Annotated in this window: 24 protein-coding genes; 23 read left to right on the top strand and 1 reads right to left on the bottom strand. The window is 37.0% G+C overall.

Annotated features, from left to right (window positions below):
• Positions 1–62 precede the first annotated feature (62 nt).
• The 14 genes from scfB to HMPREF1140_RS02610 all read left to right on the top strand — a co-directional run bounded on the left by scfB (position 63) and on the right by HMPREF1140_RS02610 (position 13,813).
• Positions 63–1,454 (top strand): thioether cross-link-forming SCIFF peptide maturase, encoded by a 1,392-nt coding sequence (gene scfB, locus HMPREF1140_RS02675; RefSeq protein WP_009662350.1) that lies wholly within the window; start codon positions 63–65, stop codon positions 1,452–1,454.
• 14 nt (positions 1,455–1,468) lie between these two features.
• Positions 1,469–3,823, top strand: coding sequence for a protein translocase subunit SecDF (locus HMPREF1140_RS02670; RefSeq protein WP_009662375.1), 2,355 nt, complete (start codon positions 1,469–1,471; stop codon positions 3,821–3,823).
• Positions 3,824–3,830: 7 nt separating this feature from the next.
• Complete coding sequence (gene tgt / locus HMPREF1140_RS02665; RefSeq protein ID WP_009662303.1) at positions 3,831–4,967, top strand: tRNA guanosine(34) transglycosylase Tgt; 1,137 nt, start codon at positions 3,831–3,833, stop codon at positions 4,965–4,967.
• A gap of 7 nt (positions 4,968–4,974) precedes the next feature.
• Positions 4,975–5,283 (top strand): preprotein translocase subunit YajC, encoded by a 309-nt coding sequence (gene yajC / locus HMPREF1140_RS02660; RefSeq protein WP_007593197.1) that lies wholly within the window; start codon positions 4,975–4,977, stop codon positions 5,281–5,283.
• A gap of 53 nt (positions 5,284–5,336) precedes the next feature.
• Positions 5,337–6,332, top strand: a complete 996-nt coding sequence (locus tag HMPREF1140_RS02655) for a 3'-5' exonuclease (RefSeq protein WP_242822855.1) — start codon at positions 5,337–5,339, stop codon at positions 6,330–6,332.
• Positions 6,333–7,430, top strand: coding sequence for an L-threonylcarbamoyladenylate synthase (locus HMPREF1140_RS02650; protein ID WP_009662394.1), 1,098 nt, complete (start codon positions 6,333–6,335; stop codon positions 7,428–7,430). It abuts the gene before it with no gap.
• Positions 7,431–7,437: 7 nt separating this feature from the next.
• Positions 7,438–7,932, top strand: a complete 495-nt coding sequence (locus HMPREF1140_RS02645) for a deoxycytidylate deaminase (RefSeq protein ID WP_007593190.1) — start codon at positions 7,438–7,440, stop codon at positions 7,930–7,932.
• Complete coding sequence (gene nth, locus HMPREF1140_RS02640) at positions 7,929–8,558, top strand: endonuclease III (protein WP_009662363.1); 630 nt, start codon at positions 7,929–7,931, stop codon at positions 8,556–8,558. Before HMPREF1140_RS02645 ends, nth begins: the two co-directional genes overlap by 4 nt.
• On the top strand, positions 8,555–9,259 hold the full coding sequence (locus tag HMPREF1140_RS02635) for a 3'-5' exonuclease (RefSeq protein WP_035619766.1): 705 nt from the start codon (positions 8,555–8,557) through the stop codon (positions 9,257–9,259). Before nth ends, HMPREF1140_RS02635 begins: the two co-directional genes overlap by 4 nt.
• 224 nt (positions 9,260–9,483) lie before the next feature.
• Entirely contained in the window at positions 9,484–11,106 is a 1,623-nt protein-coding gene (locus tag HMPREF1140_RS02630) for a VanW family protein (RefSeq protein ID WP_009662387.1), read from the top strand.
• Positions 11,106–11,708 (top strand): AIR synthase-related protein, encoded by a 603-nt coding sequence (locus HMPREF1140_RS02625; RefSeq protein ID WP_009662371.1) that lies wholly within the window; start codon positions 11,106–11,108, stop codon positions 11,706–11,708. The genes HMPREF1140_RS02630 and HMPREF1140_RS02625 overlap by 1 nt, the downstream gene beginning before the upstream one ends.
• On the top strand, positions 11,680–12,162 hold the full coding sequence (locus HMPREF1140_RS02620; protein WP_009662310.1) for an Lrp/AsnC family transcriptional regulator: 483 nt from the start codon (positions 11,680–11,682) through the stop codon (positions 12,160–12,162). Before HMPREF1140_RS02625 ends, HMPREF1140_RS02620 begins: the two co-directional genes overlap by 29 nt.
• On the top strand, positions 12,159–13,319 hold the full coding sequence (locus HMPREF1140_RS02615) for an aminotransferase class I/II-fold pyridoxal phosphate-dependent enzyme (protein ID WP_009662380.1): 1,161 nt from the start codon (positions 12,159–12,161) through the stop codon (positions 13,317–13,319). The genes HMPREF1140_RS02620 and HMPREF1140_RS02615 overlap by 4 nt, the downstream gene beginning before the upstream one ends.
• Positions 13,316–13,813 (top strand): tRNA (cytidine(34)-2'-O)-methyltransferase, encoded by a 498-nt coding sequence (locus tag HMPREF1140_RS02610; protein WP_009662392.1) that lies wholly within the window; start codon positions 13,316–13,318, stop codon positions 13,811–13,813. Before HMPREF1140_RS02615 ends, HMPREF1140_RS02610 begins: the two co-directional genes overlap by 4 nt.
• Before the next feature lie 53 nt (positions 13,814–13,866).
• Here HMPREF1140_RS02610 and HMPREF1140_RS02605 read toward each other — a convergent pair whose 3' ends face one another.
• Positions 13,867–14,646, bottom strand: a complete 780-nt coding sequence (locus HMPREF1140_RS02605; RefSeq protein ID WP_009662365.1) for a hypothetical protein — start codon at positions 14,644–14,646, stop codon at positions 13,867–13,869.
• Between the two features lie 114 nt (positions 14,647–14,760).
• Here HMPREF1140_RS02605 and HMPREF1140_RS02600 point away from each other — a divergent pair, with 114 nt between their 5' ends.
• From HMPREF1140_RS02600 to mraY, 9 genes are all read left to right on the top strand, one after another.
• Positions 14,761–15,309 (top strand): HD domain-containing protein, encoded by a 549-nt coding sequence (locus HMPREF1140_RS02600; RefSeq protein WP_009662358.1) that lies wholly within the window; start codon positions 14,761–14,763, stop codon positions 15,307–15,309.
• Entirely contained in the window at positions 15,306–17,243 is a 1,938-nt protein-coding gene (locus HMPREF1140_RS02595; protein WP_009662377.1) for an NAD(+) synthase, read from the top strand. Before HMPREF1140_RS02600 ends, HMPREF1140_RS02595 begins: the two co-directional genes overlap by 4 nt.
• Positions 17,244–17,257: 14 nt before the next feature.
• Positions 17,258–18,040, top strand: coding sequence for a TrmH family RNA methyltransferase (locus HMPREF1140_RS02590; RefSeq protein WP_009662366.1), 783 nt, complete (start codon positions 17,258–17,260; stop codon positions 18,038–18,040).
• A gap of 70 nt (positions 18,041–18,110) precedes the next feature.
• Positions 18,111–19,058, top strand: coding sequence for an ornithine carbamoyltransferase (gene argF / locus HMPREF1140_RS02585; protein WP_009662383.1), 948 nt, complete (start codon positions 18,111–18,113; stop codon positions 19,056–19,058).
• Positions 19,048–19,335, top strand: a complete 288-nt coding sequence (locus tag HMPREF1140_RS02580) for a hypothetical protein (protein WP_034242966.1) — start codon at positions 19,048–19,050, stop codon at positions 19,333–19,335. The genes argF and HMPREF1140_RS02580 overlap by 11 nt, the downstream gene beginning before the upstream one ends.
• A 156-nt stretch (positions 19,336–19,491) precedes the next feature.
• Positions 19,492–20,427, top strand: coding sequence for a 16S rRNA (cytosine(1402)-N(4))-methyltransferase RsmH (rsmH, locus tag HMPREF1140_RS02575; protein ID WP_035619772.1), 936 nt, complete (start codon positions 19,492–19,494; stop codon positions 20,425–20,427).
• The gene (locus HMPREF1140_RS02570; RefSeq protein WP_009662312.1) at positions 20,428–20,934 is read left to right on the top strand and encodes a hypothetical protein; all 507 of its coding nucleotides are present in this window, start codon (positions 20,428–20,430) and stop codon (positions 20,932–20,934) included. It abuts the gene before it with no gap.
• Positions 20,903–22,936, top strand: coding sequence for a peptidoglycan D,D-transpeptidase FtsI family protein (locus tag HMPREF1140_RS02565; RefSeq protein WP_009662385.1), 2,034 nt, complete (start codon positions 20,903–20,905; stop codon positions 22,934–22,936). The genes HMPREF1140_RS02570 and HMPREF1140_RS02565 overlap by 32 nt, the downstream gene beginning before the upstream one ends.
• A gap of 15 nt (positions 22,937–22,951) precedes the next feature.
• Positions 22,952–23,920: a phospho-N-acetylmuramoyl-pentapeptide-transferase gene (mraY, locus tag HMPREF1140_RS02560; RefSeq protein WP_009662343.1), complete on the top strand. Its 969-nt coding sequence runs from the start codon at positions 22,952–22,954 to the stop codon at positions 23,918–23,920.
• The last annotated feature ends 3 nt before the right edge of the window (positions 23,921–23,923 follow it).

Here is a 23,923-nt window from a genome sequence, read left to right as displayed (position 1 = left end):
ATAGACTGTTAAGGGGGCTTTTCATGTTGTAATATTTGCTTCATGATAGAAAGAGGAATAATTTGTTACACCAATATAAGAATAACGGATACAATATAGTTTTAGATGTCAATTCAGGTTCTGTACATGTAGTTGATGAGCTTATGTATGATGCAATGGAACTTGGTGAAAAGCTTATAGGAGAGATTGATGCGCCTATAAAGCTTAGCGATGAGATTAAAGACAATATTAAATCAGGTTTAAAGAGTAAGTACAGTGAAGAAGAAATAGATGAGGTTATATCCGACATTCAGGAGCTTATAGATGCGGAAGAGCTTTATACTAAGGATACTTATGAGCTCTATATCAATGATTTTAAAGAGAGAGAAACAGTTGTAAAGGCACTCTGTCTTCATATTGCTCACGATTGTAATCTTGCATGTAAGTATTGCTTTGCCGAAGAGGGAGAGTACCATGGCAGAAGAGCTCTGATGAGCTATGATGTAGGAAAGAGAGCACTTGATTTTCTTGTAGCCAATTCCGGCAACAGAAGAAATTTGGAAGTAGATTTTTTTGGCGGAGAGCCGCTTATGAACTGGCAGGTGGTAAAGGACCTTGTAAAATATGGAAGAAGCCTGGAAGAGGCCAATAACAAGAAATTCAGATTTACAATTACTACAAACGGAATGCTTTTGAATGACGAAATTATGGAATTTTGCAATCAGGAGATGTCAAATGTAGTACTCAGTTTGGACGGTAGAAAAGAAGTTAATGATGCTATGCGTCCTACAAGAGGAGGCAAAGGCAGCTATGATGTTATAGTTCCTAAGTTTGTAAAATTTGCTGAATCAAGGGGTACAAAGGACTATTATATAAGAGGTACCTTTACAAGAAATAATCTGGAATTTTCAAAGGATGTGCTGCATTTTGCAGACCTTGGATTTAAGCAGACAAGTATGGAGCCGGTAGTAGGTGAAGACGGTGAAGCTTATGCAATCAGAGAAGAAGATATTCCAAAGATTATGGAAGAGTATGATAAACTTGCGGTAGAGTATATCAAGAGGAAGAAGGAGGGAAGAGGATTTAATTTCTTCCACTTCAATATAGATTTAACTCAGGGACCATGTGTTGCAAAGAGACTTTCAGGATGTGGTTCGGGAACGGAATACTTGGCGGTTACACCTTGGGGTGACCTCTATCCATGCCATCAATTTGTCGGAAAAGATGAGTTCTTACTTGGAAATGTATTCGACGGGTTAGAGAGAAAAGACATCAGTAATGAGTTTAAGCTGTGTAATGTTTATGCTAAGCCAAAGTGTAAGGATTGCTATGCAAGATTTTATTGTAGTGGAGGATGTGCGGCTAATTCTTATAGCTTTCACGGCTCTATTACGGATACTTATGATATCGGTTGCGAACTTCAAAAAAAGAGAATTGAGTGTGCAATAATGATAAAAGCAGCGTTAGCTGGGTAAAATAGGAGAAGATAATGAAGGACAATAAGCAAAAGGGCTTAGCCTCTCTCTTTATCACAGTTGTGGTTTTGGTATTTTTCGGTTTTCTTGCTTACAATGTTTTATCGGCAGGTAAGGGTAATACCGGTGCTGTAGCAACAAGTGAGACTACTATATCGAATGAGAGCGGTGAAGCGACTGAAGATGCGGCGACAGACAGTGATGTGGCTGATGAAACAGGTAAAACTTCCAAGTTCAGTACAGGTAAAATAAAACTTGGACTTGATTTGGCGGGTGGTGTAAGTATTACTTACCAAACAGTTGAGCCGAATCCGTCAGATGAGGATATGGCGGACACTATCTATAAGTTGCAGCAGAGAGTACAGAATTATTCAACAGAGGCGGAAGTTTACAGAGAGGGTGGAAACAGAATCAATATTGATATCCCAGGTGTATCAGATGCAAATGCAATACTTGACGAACTTGGAAAGCCTGGTTCATTGATCTTTGTGGATCCGCAGGGAAATACTGTACTTACAGGTGATCAGGTGGCAACAGCCAAAGCCGGTATTATTGATAATAACGGTAACAGTGAGTATGTTGTATCACTTACATTTACAGATGAGGGTTCAAAGGCTTTTGCAGAGGCTACTGCAAGACTTATCGGACAGAGAATTGCTATTATATATGACAATGTTATTTATTCAAATCCTACAGTCCAGACTGCTATAACAGGCGGAACAGCACAGATTACAGGTATGACTTCATACGATGAAGCAAAGAATCTTGCTTCTACTATCCGCATAGGTTCACTTTCACTTGAGCTTGAAGAGCTTAGAAGTAATGTGGTAGGAGCAAAGCTTGGACAGGAAGCCATATCTACAAGTATGAAGGCCGCTGCAGTTGGATTTGTTATCCTTGCAGTATTTATGGTGGCGGTTTTCTTACTTCCCGGATTTGCATCGGTACTTGCACTTTCATTATATGTTATACTTGAGATTTTACTCTTGTCCGCATTTGAAATTACACTGACATTGCCGGGTATTGCCGGTATCATACTCTCAATCGGTATGGCGGTGGATGCAAATGTTATTATCTTTACCAGAATCAAGGAAGAAATCGGACTTGGTAAGAGTGTAAATGAAGCTATTAATACAGGATTTAAGAAGGCTTTGTCGGCTATTGTTGACGGAAATGTTACTACACTTATAGCTGCAGCGGTGCTTTATCTTAGAGGTTCAGGTACTGTAAAGGGATTTGCACAGACACTTGCACTCGGTATTATACTGTCAATGTTTACAGCATTATTCGTTACAAGATTTATAATGAAGGCTTTCTACAATATAGGGCTTGATAATCCTAAATTATATGGTAAGAAGCTTGAAAGAAAGCCTATTAATTTCGTTGGAATGAAGAATATAACAATCGCCATATCTGTGATTATTATATTGGCAGGCGTTGTAGGTGCAGGTTACAATAAGGTAAAAATCGGTAATTTATTTAACTACGGTATAGACTTTAAGGGCGGTACATCAACAAATGTTACATTTAATGAGGATTATTCACTTGACAGAATTTCAAAAGAAGTTGTTCCTGTAGTAGAATCTATAACAGGTGAAGCCGGAACACAGACACAAAAGGTGGAAGGTTCAAATGAGGTTATCATAAAGACACGTACACTTTCAGTGGATGAGAGAGAGAAACTTAACAGTGCTCTTGCTGAAAAGTTCGGTGTGGATGCTGAGAAGATCACAGCAGAGTCAATATCAGGTGCTGTAAGTTCCGAGATGAAGAAAGATGCTGTTGTAGCTACAGTTATTGCTACAATACTTATGCTTCTTTATATCTGGTTCAGATTTAAAGATTTCAGATTTGCAACAAGTTCAGTGCTTGCACTTGTACATGACGTATTGATTGTTATTACATTCTATGCATTGCTTCGTTGGAGTGTAGGATCAACATTTATTGCATGTATCCTTACAATAGTCGGTTACTCTATCAATGCTACTATCGTAATATTTGACAGAATAAGAGAAAACAAGGAAATATTGCCAAGAGCTACTAAGGAAGAAATAATAAATACAAGTGTTACCGAAACACTTACAAGAAGTATTTATTCATCACTTACTACATTTATCATGATTTTCGTACTGTTCATAATGGGAGTTTCTTCTATTAGAGAATTTGCATTACCGATCATGGTAGGTATTGTGGCAGGTACATATTCTTCCGTATTCTTATCAAGTATCTTCTGGTACATCTTCAGCAACAGATTTGACAAAAAGATCGAGCAGAAGAAGGAAGAGGAGAAGGCACAAAAAGCTAAGAACAAGAAGAAAAAAGATAAAAAGGTTGAAATAAATAAAGACAGCAATGGTGCTGTAGTTTAGGTATTTTATGAAATATGAAATAAAGGCTGTGGACAATAGAGCAAAAAGTGCTACTATGGAAACAGTGCATGGTACCGTAGAGACACCCCTTTTTATGAATGTCGGCACTGTAGCCGCTATAAAAGGAGCTGTCTCAACGGATGACCTTAAGGAAATAGGTTGTCAGGTTGAGCTCTCAAACACCTATCATCTGCATGTAAGAACAGGTGACAAGCTTATAAAAGAGTTTGGCGGTTTACATGAGTTTATGCATTGGGACAGGCCGATACTGACAGATTCGGGCGGTTTTCAGGTGTTTTCATTGGCTAAACTCAGAAAAATCAAGGAAGAGGGCGTTGCTTTCAATTCACATATTGACGGAAGAAAGATTTTTATGGGACCTGAAGAGAGTATGCAAATACAGTCAAATTTAGGTTCTACAATAGCAATGGCTTTTGATGAATGTCCTCCGGCACTTGCGGAGAGAAAATACATAGAGGAATCTGTGGCACGTACTACCAGATGGCTGCAAAGATGTAAGGTAGAGATGGACAGGCTCAATTCCCTGGAGGATACTATAAATAAGGAGCAGTTGCTCTTCGGTATAAACCAAGGCGGAGTTATTGACGATATAAGAATCTCACATGCAAAAGCGATAAGTGAGATGAATCTTGACGGATATGCAATAGGCGGTCTGGCTGTCGGTGAGAGCCATGAGGAGATGTATCATATACTTGATGTAACGGTTGAACACTTGCCAAAGGATAAGCCTACATATCTTATGGGTGTAGGTACCCCTATAAATATTCTTGAAGCGGTAGACAGGGGAGTTGATTTCTTTGACTGTGTATATCCGAGCAGAAACGGTAGACATGGGCATGTATACACAAACTATGGAAAGTTGAACCTTTTCAACAAGAAATATGAGCTTGATAAAAGACCTATAGAAGAGGGATGCGACTGCCCGGCCTGTAGATCGTATTCAAGAGGTTATATCAGACATTTGCTGAAAGCAAATGAAATGCTTGGTATGCGTCTTTGTGTATTGCATAATCTATATTTCTATAATACAATGATGAGTGAGATTCGCACAGCTATACGCGAAAATAGATATACAGAATATAAAAATAACAAAATAAGAACCATGCTTGAAGGTTCTAAATAGGAGGACTATGAATATTTTGGCAACTGCAAATGCAGGTGGTGGTTTTGGAGTAGGTGCGATTGCAATGTATGTAGTGTTTATAGGAGCTATATTTTATTTTATGGCCTATAGACCTAATAAAAAAGAAAAAGCTAAGCAGGCTGAGCTTTTTGCAAGTCTGGAGGTTGGCGATACGGTAGAGACCGCATCAGGATTTTATGGTGTATTGATTGATATTACAGATGATACTGTAATAGTGGAGTTTGGAAACAATAAAAATTGCCGTATTCCGATGAGAAAAGATGCCATTGTAAAGAACGAAAAGATGACATTATAAAATAAGACAAAATCAAAGCACATCTTCGGATGTGCTTTTTTGGAAAGGTGGATATGGATAGTTATATAGTACTGGATTTGGAATGGAATCAGAGCCCAAACGGTAGAGAATATAGTAATAAAGATCTTCCCTTTGAAATAATAGAAATAGGAGCGGTAAAGCTTGATTCAAAACTTAAAAAAGTCGATGAATTTCATAGAGTAATAAAGCCCACAGTTTATAAAAAGATGCATTTTAAAGTGCATGAGGTGGTACAGATAGGTATCGGAGAGTTGAAGAAAAAAGGAGTTCCTTTTACAGAAGCTATAAAGGATTTCTTTGAGTTTTGTGAGCTTGACAATAAGGAAAAAAAGACCATACTGTGTACATGGGGAAATCTTGATTTGGTGGAACTTCAAAGAAATATGAAATTTTACGATGTGGAAAATAAATTTGAGTATCCTTTGTTTTACTATGATATTCAAAAGCTCTTTAATATAAGATATCCCAACGGAGAACAGGACAGGATACCTCTTGAAAGAGCTGTAAATATGCTTAATATTGAGAATAACAGACCTTTTCATCATGCTTTAGATGATGCCGTATATACAGCCAAAGTAATGCAAAATATGGATTTCGGACCTGTAAGTGAATATTATTCACTCGACTATTATCGTGTACCGAGAAGCAGCGAAGAGGAAATATATTTGCATTTTTCCGGATATTCAAAGTTTGTATCCACTTTGTTTCCTACAAAGGAAGATGCGATAGCCGATAAGCATAATTCAGATCTTATTTGTGACAGATGTAATAGAATGTTGAAGAAAAAAATAAAGTGGTTTTCAACAAATCAAAGAAACTATTATTGTATAGGAATTTGTCCGGAACATGGCTTTGTAAAGGGAAAGATAAGAGTCAGAAAAAGTGATGATGAATACTATGTAATAAAGACAACCAAGGTGGTAGATACGGCCACTTATGAAGAGTTGAAAGAAAAGCACGAAGAGAGCAAGAATAAAAGATTGATTAAGAGCAAAAGAAGGCTTTTAAGAGATACGGAAGAGGCATAATTGGAGCAGGAAATAAAAGAAACTATTGTAAAAAAGATAGATAAAAAAGATATTAATGAATTATATAGGGACGAAGATATTAAAGAGGCCGCACTTATAATAAAAAACGGAGGTCTGGTGGCGTTTCCGACGGAGACAGTATACGGACTTGGAGCAAATGCTCTGATGCCTGAAGCCGCAAAAAAGATTTATGCCGCAAAGGGCAGGCCGAGCGACAATCCGTTGATAGTGCATATTTCAAAAACGGAAGATGTGAAAGATATTGCAAATGATATACCGGAGTTGTTTTATACTTTGTCAAATAAGTTTTGGCCGGGACCTATGACTGTGGTATTGAAAAAGAAGAGCATTATACCGGATGCTACAAGCGGAGGTCTTGATACGGTTGCGATAAGACTTCCTGAGAGTAATATTGCAAGAGCTTTGATAGAAGTTTCAGGAGTGCCGATAGCAGCACCAAGTGCAAATACTTCAGGCAGACCTTCACCGACAAAAGCTTCTCATGTATTTGCAGATATGAATTCAAAGATAGAGATGATAATAGATGGGGGTGAAGTCGGAATAGGTGTGGAGTCTACAATAGTGGATCTGACAGAAAATACTCCGACATTATTAAGGCCGGGTGCAATTACTCTTGAGATGCTTAGGGATGTATGCGGTAATGTAAATATAGATCCGGCAATAGAACATCTTTTATCAACAGGAGAGGCTCCTAAGGCTCCTGGCATGAAATACAAGCATTATGCACCGAAGGCTGATATGAAGATGCTAAGAGGAAGTGAAAGTGCGGTATTGTATTATCTGAGGTCACAGATAATGGAATCGGAACCTGAGACGGCTATACTTACTGTGGATGAACATAAAAGTGATCTTTTATCGTTTATTAAAGAAAATAAAAAAGATAATGTGAAGCTTTTAAGCCTTGGAAGTTCAAAAGATATGAGCAGTATTGCCCATAATCTCTTTGACGTACTTAGAAAATGTGATGATCTTGGGGTAAAGAATATAATATCCGAGTCATTTGATGAGAGCGGTATCGGAAGAGCTGTAATGAACAGACTGAAGAAAGCTGCAGGCTTTAATATAATAGATTTATAGGTGGATTATGAGCGAAAAAAGAGAAGATTATATAAACTGGGATGAATATTTTATAGGTGTTGCAAAGCTCAGTGCAAGAAGATCAAAGGATCCAAACACTCAGGTAGGTGCCTGTATAGTAAGTGAAGATAACAAGATACTGTCTATGGGATACAACGGATTTCCGAGAGGATGCTCCGATGAAGATTTTCCATGGGGAAAAGAATTCGAACTTACAGATCCTTATAATGCAAAGTATCTGTATTCCACACATAGTGAATTGAATGCAATATTAAACTACAGAGGCGGTTCTTTAGAGGGAAGTAAAATATATGTGACCTTATTTCCATGTAATGAATGTGCAAAGGCGATAATTCAGGCAGGAATAAAGACTATAATATATGAGGAGGATAAATATGCCTCAAGCCCTTCCGTAAGAGCCAGTAAAAGAATGTTGAATGCGGCAGGCGTAAGATATTATGAATATCAGCCAAGCGGAAGAAAAATAGAGATAACGGTATGATTGATAAAAGACTTGAAAGAATTTTAAAAAAATTGGATGAAACATATGGTACGGAAAAAATAATTTATTTGGAGTATAATACTCCGTGGCAACTTCTGTTTGCCACCATACTCAGTGCTCAATGTACAGATGCCAGAGTAAATATGGTGACAAGAGATTTGTATAAAAAATATGACAGTCTTGAGAAGTTTGCCGATGCAGATTTGTCTGAAATGGAGAAAGATATACATTCCATAGGTTTTTATCATAATAAGGCTAAAAATTTAATTGCCTGTGCAAGAAAGCTTTTGACTGACTTTGGAGGAGAGGTGCCAAGCAATCTGGATGACCTTCTAACTCTTCCGGGAGTGGGCAGAAAGACCGCCAATGTAATCAGAGGAAATATATTTGATCTGCCAAGTATAGTGGTAGATACACATGTAAAAAGGATTACAAAAAAACTCGGGTTTACCGAAAGTGACGATCCTGTAAAAATAGAGTTTGAACTTATGGAAATACTTCCAAAAGATCATTGGATAGTCTGGAATACGGACTTGATAACTCTTGGCAGGACCATATGTATTGCAAGAAGAGAAAAATGTGATATTTGTTTTTTAAGAGACGATTGTCCGAGTGCCAAAGTATGATAATTTCCGATTATATAGCTATTGACCTTGAAACTACCGGAATAAGGTTGTCAAAAGATAAGATAATTGAAGTTGGACTTTTAAAAGTGAAAGATTCACATATAATTGATACTTTCTCCTGTGTTATAAACCCTGATATGCAGGTGGATGACAAAATACTTGAATTGACAAAAATAAGTAAAAACGAGCTTGAGAATGCAAAAAGGATACATGAGGTTATAAATCATATAGTGGACTTTTGTGAAGAATATGTTCTACTTGGACATAACACAATTTTTGATTACAGCTTTGTAAAAAAAGAAGCAAACAGAGCAGGCTTGGAATTTGAGAAAAGAGGTATTGATACATATAAATTATGTAAGAGGGTACTTCCCGAGAATGTGAGAAAAAATCTTACTGATGCATGCAATTACTTTGGTATTGAAAGAAAAAACTCTCACAGAGCATTTAGTGATGCATACTATACTCATGTTTTATTTCAGGAGATTATAAAAAATTTTAAAACTCTTGAAATAAGCTCGGAAGCTATGAAAGTTAAGATAAAAAAATTCGTTCCGATCAGAAAAAGAACAAAAGAGGACTTGCAGAAATTACTAAACTGTCATAGAATTGGATGCAAGGTAAATATTGACTTGCTTTCAGAATCCGAAGCTAAAAGGATGATGGATAAAATAAAATCAGGAAGCATGGATTTTACCTGATAAAGCGCAAATATTACAGTCTACATTCTGTAGACTGAAAACATTTCACTAAAATCATACAAGTATAGTTTATCCCATAAAGAAAAGAGGTTTATATGAAGAATAAGAAAAGACAGATTATATCAATAGTTATAGTTACAATTTTAGTTCTGGCTATGGTGGTACCTGTAGTAGTGTCAGCATTGTCAATATAGGTATGCCGGTCTAGAGAGGACAAGGGAAAGTTGAAGAAGAATATAGGAAATATAACTGCAGCAATGGCTGTGTTTATGGCTGTTGCAGGGTTTGGAATAGGTAGCAGAGCGGGAAGTTTTGAAGTCAAGGCCGAAAAGCAGGAGGCAAAAGCCGACGATAAGAAGTCTACAGACAGTGATGCTAAAGAAGAGGAGACAACCAAAGAACAGGAGAGCACACAGGAGGCTGTAACTGAAGATGAAGGAATAAAAGCTGAGAGAAGACTGCCTGAAGGATTCAGTGTAAGTGGCTTGGATGACGGTGTTAAGACAATGACTGCACTTAGTGAAGCTTTGGAAAAACTTCAGAATAAAGTTGATGAGAAGAAGTTTATATTATCTGTAAACAGAGAGCAGATAGAGAGCAGCTTTTCGGATCTTGGTGCAAGCATAGAAAATAAAGAGTATATACTCTCTGAAGCGGGCAAATATACATCGGGAAATATGATTGAACGATTTGCAAAAAGTGCAGGTCTTATAGAAAATCCTGAAAGCATTACTCCCGATATAGAATTTAATGAAGAAGCTTTAAATGCATTTTTTAAGAGAGCCAACAGTAAGAATCCTAATGCACCTGTTAATGCGACTATAAAAAGAGTCAACGGTGCATTTGAGATAACACCTGAACATGACGGATATGCAGTAGATAAGGAATCTACTGTAGACAAGCTTAAGGAAGCGATTCTAAAAAGCGGAGAAGATACCATAGAAGCACAGGTGACGAAGCAGGCAGCAACTGTTAAGGCTGAGGATTTGAAAGATATAAAGGATGTACTTGGTACATTTACAACAAATTATTCATCTTCCACATCTGAGAGAGCTACAAATATTGCTGTCGGAACCGAGAAGATGGACGGTGTGCTTTTGATGCCGGGTGAAACAATATCGGGTTATGAAAGAATGCAACCTTTCACAATCAAAAACGGATATAAGATGGCAAAGGCTTATCAAAACGGATTGGTTGTAGACAGTGTAGGCGGAGGCGCTTGTCAGATTGCAACAACATTATATCAGGCTGCGCTGAGAGCTGAAGTAAAAATAACAGAGAGAAAAAATCACTCAATGATTGTAGGTTATGTACAGCCAAGCGGTGATGCTGCAATTGCCGGAGATTATAAGGATATAAAGGTTACAAACAACAGAAGTACTCCTATATATGTAGAGGCTGTGACATCCGGAAGAAATGTTACATTCACTATTTGGGGTAAGGAAGACAGATCCGGAGACAGAACTATTGAATTTGTTTCTGAAGTAATCAATGAAACGCCTAAGGGAAAGACTTATAAAGACGATCCTTCAAAGCCGGTTGGATATGTCAGAAAGGAATCTGACGGACATAAGGGAAGAGTTTCAAAACTTTGGAAAGTTGTAAAGGAAAACGGAGTTGAGGTAAGCAGAGAATTGGTATCAAGTGATACTTACAGAATGGCTGACGATATTTATATCAGAGGTACCAGAGTGGATGCTCCTGCTCCTACAGCTGCACCTGTAGAAAATACTGAAGGTGGCGGAGAGACTGCAAATGATGCTCCTGCAGATAACGGACCTGCAGATAATTCTGTTGATGTCAGTCAGGGCCCGGGTTTTGATCCGAACATCAATGCAGGACAGTAATGAAAAAATATATAATTTTTTGCGGATATGCCGGACTTAAGGGCTCTTTAATACTGGCAAAAAAATACCGTGAAGATCTGAACAGGTATTTTAATAAAGTATATATAGAGAGTATAGAAAAGCATGTCAAAGAAAAAGGTTATTATGGGAGATATTCATCTCCCATAAATAATGACAGATCTGAATGTGCTCCTGTAGATATAGACAGTATATTTTCAGAGGTAAACGGTGAAACGGTAGATGTTTCGGAAGGTGGAATCCTAAAAGTATTATATAATTTGGCAAAGTCTCGTGGACTGGGTTTTGAGATAGAAATAAAAAAAATAAGTACCATACAGATTTGTATTGAGATTTGTGAATATTTCGGAATAAATATATATAGACTTTTAAGCGAAGGCAAGATAGTTTTGAGTGAGGACCCTATATCTGCCTGTAAATACTTGGAGGAAAGAGGGATTACTGCACAGGTAATAGGTTGTCTTACAGACGGCCTTGATAAAGTGATTACAGATAAGGAATCTGTAGAATATGTGAACAGGCCTTTGCAGGATGAAATTTTTAAGGTGATAAAAGATGAGAGAGAAGATATTATCGGTAATTGAAAAAAATTCCAGAATTGATATTGCGGAGTTGGCTGTTTTATTGGGTGAAGATGAGGTGGCCGTTGCAAATGAGATTTCCGATATGGAAAAAGAAGGTGTGATATGTGGTTATCATACATTAATCAATTGGGAAAAAACAGCCAATGAAAAGGTGAATGCACTTATTGAAGTAAGAGTTACACCTCAAAAGGGTATGGGCTTTGATAATATTGCTGAAAGAATTTACCAATTCTCTGAAGTAAATGCAATATATTTGATGAGTGGAGCGTTTGACTTTACTGTTTTTATTGAAGGAAGAACAATGAGAGAAGTGGCACAATTTGTCTCTGATAAATTGGCGCCTATGGATTCAGTGCTTTCAACCGCAACACATTTTGTATTGAAAAAATATAAAGACCATGGAACAATATTATCTGCAAAGAAAAAAGATGAGAGGCAGCTGATAACACCATGAGAAATCCATTATCAAAAACAATAACATCAATAAAACCCTCAGGTATCAGAAAGTTTTTTGACATAGTCAATACTATGGAAGATGCAATATCTTTGGGAGTTGGAGAGCCTGACTTTGATACACCTTATTTTATAAGAGATGCAGGTATATATTCTCTTGAAAAGGGAAGAACTTTTTATACATCAAACTCAGGCTTGCCGGAGCTTAGAGAAGAAATAAGAAAGTATCTTATAAGAAAGCTTAATGTAGGATATAATCCGAAAGACGAAATTATAATTACGGTAGGAGGCAGTGAAGGTATTGATATTGCGCTCAGAGCAATGCTTGATGCAGGCGATGAAGTTTTGATACCTCAGCCTTCATATGTTTCCTACGAGCCTTGCACAATTTTGGCAGGAGGAAAACCTGTAATAATTGAACTCAAAGCTGAAGACGGTTTTAAGTTAAAAGCAAGTCAAATCCTGGAAAAAGTAACAGATAAGACAAAGATACTTATTTTACCTTTTCCAAACAATCCTACAGGATCGATTCTTAATATAAACGAGTTAAAAGAGATAGCAAAAGTTTGCATAGAAAAAGATTTGTATGTAATATCCGATGAAATATACTGTGAACTTACATATGAAGGAGAACATGCCTCAATAGTTCAGGTAGAAGGAATGAAAGAAAGAACCATACTTATAAACGGTTTTTCGAAATCCTATGCCATGACGGGATGGAGACTTGGATATGCTACAGGTCCTAAGGAAATTATTGCTCAGATGACAAAGATTCATCAATATGCCATTATGTGTGCACCTACTACAAGTCAGTATGCCGCTGTTGAGGCTCTGGCACATGGAGATGAAGATGTGGCAAAAATGAGAGAGTCATACAATCAAAGAAGAAGATTTCTCTTACATAAATTTGATGAACTCGGAATGACCTGCTTTGAACCGCAGGGAGCATTTTATGTATTTCCGAGTATAAAAAGATTTAATATGACATCGGAAGAATTTGCAACAAGATTGTTGGAAGAGCAAAAGACCGCTATAGTTCCCGGCACGGCATTCGGTGCAAGCGGAGAGGGCTATGTCAGAGTATCATATGCATATTCTATGGAAAGACTTAAGGAAGCAATCTCAAGAATTGAGAAGTTTGTAAGGAGTCTTTCATGAATATAGTTTTACTTGAACCTGAAATACCTGCAAATACAGGAAATATAGGAAGAAGCTGTGTAGCAACGGGCACAAGGCTTCATCTGATAGAGCCTTTGGGCTTCAGAATCAATGAAAAAGAGATAAGGCGCGCAGGTATGGACTATTGGAAGAATCTTGATGTTACAATATATTCCGATATAAATGAATTTTATGAAAAGAATCCTGTGGCAAGAGAGCATATGTATTTTGCAACTACAAAGGCACATCATACTTACAAGGACGTAGAGTATAAGCCGGATGATTATATAATGTTCGGTAAAGAAAGTGCAGGAATACCTGAAGAGATACTTTCAGAAAATGAAGATACCTGTATAAGAATACCTATGTGGGGAGATATCAGAAGTCTGAATCTGTCAAATTCAGTGGCAATTATCTTGTACGAAGCATTATCACAAAACGGTTTTGAAAAAATGCAGCTTACAGGAGAATTACATAGACTGACATATAAATAATAAAAAAAACTCCGGTCCGTTTGGAATGGAGTTTTTTTATTATTTTAATTATATTAATGTTTTTCGTATAAATAGTCATCATTTTTCTTGGGCGGTTTTTCATTTAAATTTCCGACATCGAAAGTAGTCTGATCGGAGATATCATTTTCATTATTTCCGGATTCTTCAACAGGAATATCATTTACTTCTGTACCTTCAGCAGAAACAAGTTTTGTTTGGTTGACTTCGCTGTTGTTAAATTCAACTTCTCCTTCATTCCCCGCCGTATCGGAAACATACGCCTTTATAGAGTAAGTATCAAATTCAAATGTAGCTCTGCCCTCTTCTTCATCTATTTTTGAAGGCTTTAACTTTCTGTCATCACTGTCTATTGCGTAGATGCTGTCATAGTCAATATCTGAATGTCCGTCCTCAAATGTTATATTAAGAACGCCTTTTTTCACCAACTGTGCAAATATAGTAGGTGCGGTGGAGTCGATATTATCTATTCTTTCATATATAGTCTGAGACATTGTATTCAGATTTGTAGCAACTACTTCCAGAGTACCGTTCTTTGTTGCTGTAGCCACATATGTATTACCGTTCTTGGTATATGAGAGCGGAGAGTCGTCAAGAGTCATTGTAAAACTTTGCAATGGGAAAAAGCTCTTTTGAGTCACTCTTATTTCTACAGATTTGGAATCGGAATCCGCCACCGTGGAAATTTCGAAATGAGGCTGTGAGGTTACAGCAAAAAATATGATTACATTTAAGAATATAAATGCTATTATATATTTGAGTTTTGAAAACTTCCTTTTTTTGGGTTTTTCATTTACATTATTTTCATCTGCCATGGATTTTCCTCACTTTCAATTGTACAAGCAATCTTTGACTAGAATAACAGACTTAAAAAAAAACTTCAAGTTAAAAATTGACTTAAGAAAAATATAATAATTAAAGGAGTTGTTATGATAGAAAAAGCGGTGAAATTTGCAATTAAGGCACATGAGGGCCAGTTCAGAAAGGGGAGCACAATACCGTATATTACCCATCCTTTGGAGGTATGTACCATTGTATCCTTGATTACAGACAATGAAGAAGTAAGAGTAGCATCATTACTACATGATACAGTTGAAGATACTTCCGTTACCATAACCGAGATAGAAAAAAAATTCGGAAAAAAAGTGGCGGATCTTGTAGGGAGTGAATCTGAGGATAAGTCAAAGACATGGATTGAAAGAAAGATGCATACATTAAAAACTTTGAAAAATGAATCAATAGAAGTAAAGATAATAGCTCTTGGAGATAAACTGTCAAATATCAGAAACTCGGCAAGAGATTATCTAAGTCTTGGAAATGATTTTTTACTTAGGTTTAATGAGAAAGATAAGGTAAAGCAGGCAATGTACTATTACGGTATACTTGATGCATTGAAAGACCTGGAAGATAATGAGTTTTATAAGGAATATGAGAAACTCTGTGATTTTGTTTTTGGAGATGTGAAAGAGAAAATATGAGAGACGGTTTTATAAGAGTTGCAAGTGTATCACCTGATATCAGGGTATGTGATGTGGACTATAACAAGGAAAGTATAAAAAAGGCCATAGAAAAAGAATGGGAAAATAAAAGCAGTATCATAGTATTTCCGGAGCTTTGTCTGAGTGCATATACATGTAATGATTTATTTTTTCAGGATACACTGATAAGTGAAGCCAAGAAGGCGTTGAAAGAAATAGTTGATTTTACAAAGGGACATAAATCTATTATTTTTCTGGGGCTGCCTTGGGATTATAAAGGAAAGCTTTATAATGTTGTAGCGGTTATATCAAACGGATTGATGCTCGGACTTATAAATAAAATAAATCTGCCAAATTACGGTGAGTTTTACGAGGAGAGGTATTTTAATAAGGGATTTGAAAATGGGGTATGGGTAGACCTTTTTGATGATGTAATCCCTATGGGTTCAAAGATATTGTTTGAATGTACAAATATACCCGGACTTGTTTTGGCAGGTGAGATATGTGAGGATCTTTGGGTTGCCGATCCGCCAAGCATAGGACATGCACTTGCAGGTGCAAATGTTATTATCAATGCCTCGGCATCAAATGATATAGTAGGTAAAAAGGCATACCGTGACAGCTTGATAAGCAATCATTCAAAGAAACTCATATGCAGCTATATTTATGCAAATGCAGGAGAGGGAGAATCTACTCAGGATCTGGTATTTGGAGGACAGGGAATAATAGCGGAAAACGGTAAAATTCTGGCCGAAAGTACAAGGTTTAAAAATGAAGCCGTAAGAATAGAGATAGATGTAAACAGGCTTAATTTGGAAAGAAGAAAGCAGACTACATTTAAAATAGCAGAAGGCAAAGAGCGTGATCGTAAAGATTACCTGGTTATGGAGTTTGAGCTTGAGGATGAAGAGCTTGAACTTGAGAGAAACTTCGATCCGAAGCCTTTTGTACCTGATGATATGTCAAAGAGAAATGAAAGATGTGAGGAGATACTCACAATACAGGCACTTGGACTTAAGAAAAGACTCATGCACATCGGTGCAAAAAATGTTATCCTTGGAATTTCGGGAGGACTGGATTCCACTCTGGCACTTCTTGTATGTGCGAAGACTTATGATATGCTGGGACTTGATAAAAGCGGCATAAAGGCTGTTACAATGCCGGGATTCGGAACTACAGACAGAACATATAATAACGCCTGTGAACTTACAAAAAGCTTTGGTGCAACTTTGGAAGAAATCTCAATAGTTGAATCCATAAAGAGGCATTTTATTGATATCGGACATGATATAAATGTAAAAAATATTACGTATGAGAATGCACAGGCCAGAGAAAGAACACAGATTCTTATGGATATAGCAAACAGAGACAATGGAATTGTTGTAGGAACGGGTGATTTGTCTGAGCTGGTACTTGGATGGGCAACGTATAACGGTGATCATATGTCAATGTATGGTGTGAATGCATCCATACCGAAGACTTTGGTAAGACATTTGGTAAATTACTATGCTGATACCACAGAGGATAAGAAAATAGCGGATATATTGTATGATATTCTTGATACACCTGTATCCCCTGAGCTTTTACCGCCTGAGAACGGACAGATAGCACAAAAGACGGAAAATCTTGTGGGACCGTATGAATTACATGATTTCTTTTTATACAATGCACTTCGTTTCGGTTTTATGCCTTCAAAGATATACAGAATGGCAAAGAAAGCATTTAAGGATCTCTACGATGCAGAGACAATTTTAAAATGGTTGAATATTTTTTATTCAAGATTTTTCTCACAGCAGTTTAAGAGATCTGCACTGCCTGACGGCCCTAAGGTCGGAAGTATTGCAATATCTCCAAGAGGTGATCTTAGAATGCCAAGTGATGCAAGTAAGGCTTTGTGGATAAAAGATCTGGAAAATATAAAAACAGGTCGGTGATATGGGAGAAGCTAATGATTACTTCATCAGGAAATAAGAAGATAAAAGATCTGGCGGCACTTATAAAAAAGAGCAATGCCAGAAAAAAATATAATGCCTATATTATTGAGGGCATCAGAATGTTTAAAGAACTTAAAAAGGATGAGATATTGGACGTATTTGCAAGTGAAAGCTTTGAGGCTGAAAATGTGAAAATATTGTCTGAAATCTATCCGGAGTATGAGACGGTAAGTGACAGAATATTTGAGTCGGTATCCGATACAAAAACTCCACAGGGTGTAATGGCTGTTGTAAAAAGAAAAGAATATACGCTTGAAAAAATATTGGAAAAAAGAGATACTTCTCATAGTTTGCTTATTCTTGACAGCCTTCAGGATCCCGGAAATCTCGGTACATTGATTAGGGCCGGAGAGGGAGCGGGAATTTCAGGTATTATAATGAATGAAACTACGGTGGATATCTATAATCCTAAGGTTATACGCTCTACGATGGGATCGATTTTCAGAGTTCCTTTTATTTATGTAAAGGATCTTAAAGAAGTTATAGAAAAGCTTTATTCAAAAAATATTAATATTTATGCAACTAGTCTTGAAGGAGCAATTGAATACGATGCTCCGGATTATAAAAAAGATATTGCATTTATAATAGGTAATGAGGCTGCAGGAATCTCAAAGGAAGTTTTAGATATAGTGGAAGATAAGGTTAAAATACCTATGCTTGGTGAGGTGGAGTCTTTGAATGCCGCGGTTGCCGGAAGCATACTGATGTATGAGGCTGCAAGACAAAGAAGAAAATGAGTGAATTTTTATACAGACAAATTTATATTTATATGATATACTGTTAAAATATTGAGAAAGGAGTATATTTATGAATTTATTTGGAAGACATTTTCTTACACTGAAGGACTTTTCAAGAGATGAGATAGAATATTTGCTGGACTTGGCTGCAAAGCTTAAGGCGGAGAAGAAAAAAGGTATTACCGGAGACAGATTGAAAGGCAAAAATATAGCACTGCTGTTTGAAAAACCTTCAACAAGAACAAGATGTGCTTTTGTCGTAGGTGCAAGAGATGAAGGAGCATTTCCTGAATATCTGGGTAAGGATGATATACAACTTGGACATAAGGAAAGTGTTGCCGATACGGCAAGAGTTCTCGGAAGAATGTTTGACGGAATAGAGTTTAGAGGCTTTAAACATTCTACAGTGGAAGAGCTTGCAAAGTATGCAGGCGTACCGGTATGGAACGGCCTTACGGATGAGTATCATCCGACACAGATTCTGGCAGATCTGCTTACCATGAAGGAACATTTCGGAAATATTGAAGGATTAAATTTTGTTTATGTCGGTGACGGCAGAAACAATATGGCAAACTCTCTTATGATCGGAATGACAAAACTTGGAGTGAATATGACGGTTCTGGCTCCGAAATCACTACATCCGAATAAGGATCTGCTTAAAATATGTGAAGGATATGCGAACAGTTCAGGAGCAAAACTTATCATAAGTGAAAATGTAGATGTTGTTAAGGATGCGGATGTGATATATACAGATGTCTGGGCTTCAATGGGTGAGGAGGATAAAGCGAAGGAAAGAATCGAACTTTTAAGACCTTATCAGGTAAATAAGGAACTGATGAAAAAAACAGGAAAGGAAAGTACAATATTTATGCACTGTCTGCCTGCCGTAAAGGGATACGAGGTAACTGAGGATGTATTTGAAAGCGCAAAATCAGTGGTGTTTGATGAAGCTGAAAATCGTATGCACACTATTAAGGCGGTGATGGTGGCTACATTGGGTAAAGGAGATGACAGGTAGAAGGAAGCAGGGTTTTCTTTTGTTCAGGGATGTAATGCATGTGATACTTGCGATTGTTATCATAGTGATGGTGGTATTCGCATTTTTATCACCAAATAAGTATGCAATATTTTTCCCTTTGATATTTTTATTGTTTTCAGTTAGTTGTCTGTTGGATGCAATAAAATATTTCAAGAATGAGGAACATTTAAAGTACAGTTTTATAAAAGCAATAATAATGTTTATTTTATTTTTGTTTATGCTTTTAATGTCAACTATAGGATTTTTAAATATTTAAATGATATGCACCGGGAAATAAAGTTTATTTTCGGGTGCATATTAATTTTAAGAATATAAAAACTTGATTTTTTTACCGGAGTAGTCTAATATTCTTATAGTGGTGGAGTTGTGCTTAGGTATATCCTCCGCAGATATTATAGGGATGGGATTTATTATGACTTTCAATCACAAATCGGTGCTTTTGAATGAAGTGATAGAATCTTTGAATATAAAAGCCGACGGCTACTATGTTGACGGCACTTTAGGTGGTGGAGGACATGCCTTAGAAGTGGTTAAACGACTGGAAAGCGGTAAACTCATAGGAATTGACCGGGACTCGGATGCTATTAAGGCTGCTACTCAAAGATTGAATGATTACATTAATAATGTTATTATTATAAGAGACAACTATGTTAATATAGAAAATATATTAAAAAGAGAAAACATAGGCAAGGTTGACGGAATATACATTGACCTTGGGGTGTCTTCATATCAGCTTGATACTGCCGAAAGAGGTTTTACCTATAGATTTGATGCTCCGCTTGATATGAGAATGGATGACAGAAACGAGTTAAAGGCGTCTGATATTGTAAACGATTATTCGGAGTCGGAACTCTTTCATATCATCAGAGACTATGGTGAAGACAGATTTGCAAAGAATATTGCAAAACATATTGTTGAGTATAGGAATAAGAAGAGAATAGAAACCACATTTGAGCTGGTAGATATTATAAAAGCTTCTATTCCTATGAAAATACAGGTAACAGGAGGGCATCCTGCAAAGAGAACATTTCAGGCCATAAGGATTGAATTGAACAAAGAGCTTGAGGTTTTAACCGATTCATTAGATGTAATGATTGATTTATTGAAACCGGGCGGAAGGTTGTCTGTTATCACATTTCATTCTTTGGAGGACAGAATAGTAAAGCAGGCATTCAAAAAAGCCGAGTCACCATGTGTTTGTCCGAAAAAGTTTCCTGTCTGTGTTTGCGGGAATAAATCAAAGGGAAGAGTTATTACGAGAAAGGCGATACTGCCAAGTGAGGAGGAACTGGAGGAAAATTCCAGATCCAAAAGTGCAAAACTTAGAGTATTTGAAAAGGGAGTCTAAATGAAAGAAACTGTTAAGAGAAAAAGGCAAGGAACGAAGAAAAAGCAGGGTACAGAGATAGAATATTATGTAGACGGTAATGTTGTAAGAAAAGTGGAAACGGCCGTTCCGAAAAAAGCACCTAAGTCTTCAGAAGGTGAAGCAACAAAAAAAGGCAGAATGATAAGAAAAAACAGGGAAAGAGCAATATCCATGGACTTCCCCTATCTTATTGTGTTTTCAGCAGCTATGATAGCCATGTTGTTTTTGTGTGCAAATTACATTGCAATACAGTCAAAGTTGACTTCCACTATAAAGCAGACACAAAAAAATGAGTCAAATCTTGAAAAGTTGAGAAATGAAAATGATTCGCTGGAGAATATGATTGCGACTTACGTTGATTTGGATCATATATATGATGTAGCTACAAATAAGTTGGGTATGATTTATGCTAAGAAGAATCAGGTTATAACATACGAAAAAACGGAAAGTGAATATGTCAGACAATTTGAAGATATCCCGAGATAAAAAGGGAAATAATAACAAAGGTAAGGACGGAGGTACTTCCAATCCTTTAGATAATTTGCAGGGAAGGCTTGTAATCATCCTGTTTATGATTATACTTGCTTTCGCTGCATTGTTTTTTAAGATTTTTATGTTACAAAAAAGTAAGGCTAAGGAATACAATCAGAAGATTTTGTCACAGCAAAAATATGATTCAAGAGATATACCTTACAAAAGAGGCGATATACTTGATAGAAACGGAACATATATTGCCACAAGTGAAAAGGTTTATAATTTGATAATCGATCCGAAACAAATAAACGGCAATCAGGAAGATTACCTAAATGCTACAGTATCTATATTGAGTGAAGTTTTCGGATACAGCGCCGATGATTTGAGAAGTACTATTGCAGAAAAGTCGGACAGCTCATATGTAAAATATGCTAAAGATATAAGTTATGAGCAAAAAACGGCTTTTGACGAAAAAAAAGAAGAGTACAATAAGTCTTACAAAGAGAGTAAAAGCTCTGAAAGAGTATACGGTATCTGGTTTGAAGAAAGTTATGTAAGAAGATATCCTTACGGTTCAAGTGCATGTAATGTTATAGGCTTTGCAAATAATGAAGATTTGAGCGGTAATTCCGGAATAGAGCAGTATTACAATGATCAATTAATCGGGGTATCGGGCAGAGAATACGGATATTTAAATGATGAATCGTCTCTTGAAAGAGTGATTAAAAATCCTACAGACGGAAATAAGGTGGTTTCGACCATCGATTTGAATATCCAAAAGATTGTAGAAAAACATATTGCCGAATGGCAAAGTTCTACAGGTTCAAATATGACTGCGGCTATAGTGATGAATCCTAATAACGGTGAAATTCTTGCTTTGGCTACCAGCAGAACATTTGATTTGAATAATCCCAGAGATTTGAATAATTATTACTCACCTGAACAGCAGGCCGAGATGGATGATAAGGCAAAGGTGGACGCGCTCAGTAATATATGGAGAAACTACGCTGTCAGCGATACATATGAGCCGGGCTCGCCGTCAAAGGTATTTACGGTAGCTTCCGCCATGGAAGAGGGGGTTATAACAGGCAATGAAAGCTATGACTGTAAGGGATTTGAAGAAGTCGGCGGATGGAAGATAAGATGCGCCAACAGAAACGGTCACGGTGTATTGAATGTTACCGAGGCTATTATGGAGTCATGTAATGTGGCCATGATGGATATTTCAAGAGCTGAAGGAAGTCAGAAATTTTATGAGTATCAAAAGGTATTCGGATTCGGTTCAAAGACAGCAATAGATTTGCCGGGAGAAGCGGATACAAGCGGACTTATACATACTGCAGATAATGCAAGCGCAACGGATCTTGCAACAAACTCTTTTGGACAGAATTATAATACAACTATGATTCAACTTGCGGCTGCGTATTCATCCGTTGTAAACGGAGGTTCATATTATCAACCTCATGTTGTAAAACAGATTTTGAATTCAAAAGGTGCAATAATAGAAAATATTGAGCCTGAGCTTGTAAGAGAGACGGTTTCTGCACATACCACTGCATTTATAAATGAAGCGCTTAGAAGAACTGTGGCTGAAGGAACAGGTAGTGCCGCAGCGGTTGCGGGTTATGATGTCGGTGGAAAGACCGGTACTGCAGAGAAGTATCCCAGAGGAAACGGAAATTATTTGGTTTCATTTATAGGAAGCGTACCTGCACAGGCACCGGAAGTTGTATGCTATGTTCTTGTGGATACTCCTCATGTGGCGGATCAGGCAAGATCTGCATATGCAAGCTCTTTGTTCTCAAAAATCATGACTGAAGTATTGCCATATATGAATATATATTCAAAGGTAGACGAAAGTATAGATGTAAGTGCATTCCCGACAGCAGAGGGTATTACAGACGGTAATACTCAAAAGCAAGAGGAGTCAAAGAACTATTCTACAGAAGAAGTAATACCTAACGACGGCGGAAACGGACTTCCCGGAGTACCTGCCGGAGAGGGAGAAGAATAAAATTTTGGAGATATTATGTTAAGAGATACATTGATTGCATTATTGATAGGTTTTGTTGTTACTGCAATTGCATGTCCTTTGTTTATTCCTGTTTTGCACAGGCTTAAATTCGGACAGATGGTAAGAGATGACGGCCCTAAGGAACATTTGAAGAAGACAGGTACTCCCACGATGGGCGGAATTTCATTTTTGGCCGGCATATTGGCTGCAAGCCTGTTTTTGATACCTAAGTATAAAGAAGTGGCGGTAGTATTCTTATTTACTATATCCTATGGTATAATAGGTTTTTTGGATGATATGCTGAAGATAAAGAAAAAACAGTCTGAAGGACTGAAGTCATCACAAAAATTTATACTTCAGCTTGCAGTCAGTGTGATTTTTATAATATATCTGTATAAAATATACGGACTTGATTACGGTGTTCTTATACCTTTTACAGGTTCATTTGATAAAGGTATAATATTAAAGCTTGGTGTTATATGGATACCTTTTGCCTTGTTTGTAATACTGGGAACGGATAACGGTGTGAATTTTACCGACGGACTTGACGGATTATGCTCAAGCGTTACAGTTATAGTAGCATTATTCTTTATGCTTATAGGATTAAAAGGCGGTTTTTCGGTTACACCTGTTACCGGTGCGGTTATAGGCAGTCTTATGGGATTTTTGATATTTAACGCTTACCCTGCCAAGGTATTTATGGGAGACACAGGTTCTTTGGCACTTGGAGGTTTTGTAGCATCATATGCACTTATGTGCAGGATACCTGTATTTATTGCAGTTATCGGATTTATATATATGATAGAGGTAATATCAGTAATCATTCAGGTTGGATATTTTAAAGCCACAAAAGGCAAAAGATTTTTTAAGATGGCACCTATACATCACCATTTTGAACTCTGTGGCTGGTCTGAGACAAGGACTGTAACAGTATTTGGTATAGTTACCGTAATACTTGGTATTTTAGTTTATCTGTTTATGTAGGAG

The sequence above is a fragment of the Lachnoanaerobaculum sp. ICM7 genome (assembly GCF_000287675.1).
In the GTDB taxonomy this organism is placed as follows: Bacteria; Bacillota; Clostridia; order Lachnospirales; family Lachnospiraceae; genus Lachnoanaerobaculum.
Note: the sequence above shows the minus strand (reverse complement) of the source record. Positions and strands in the feature narration are given on the sequence as shown.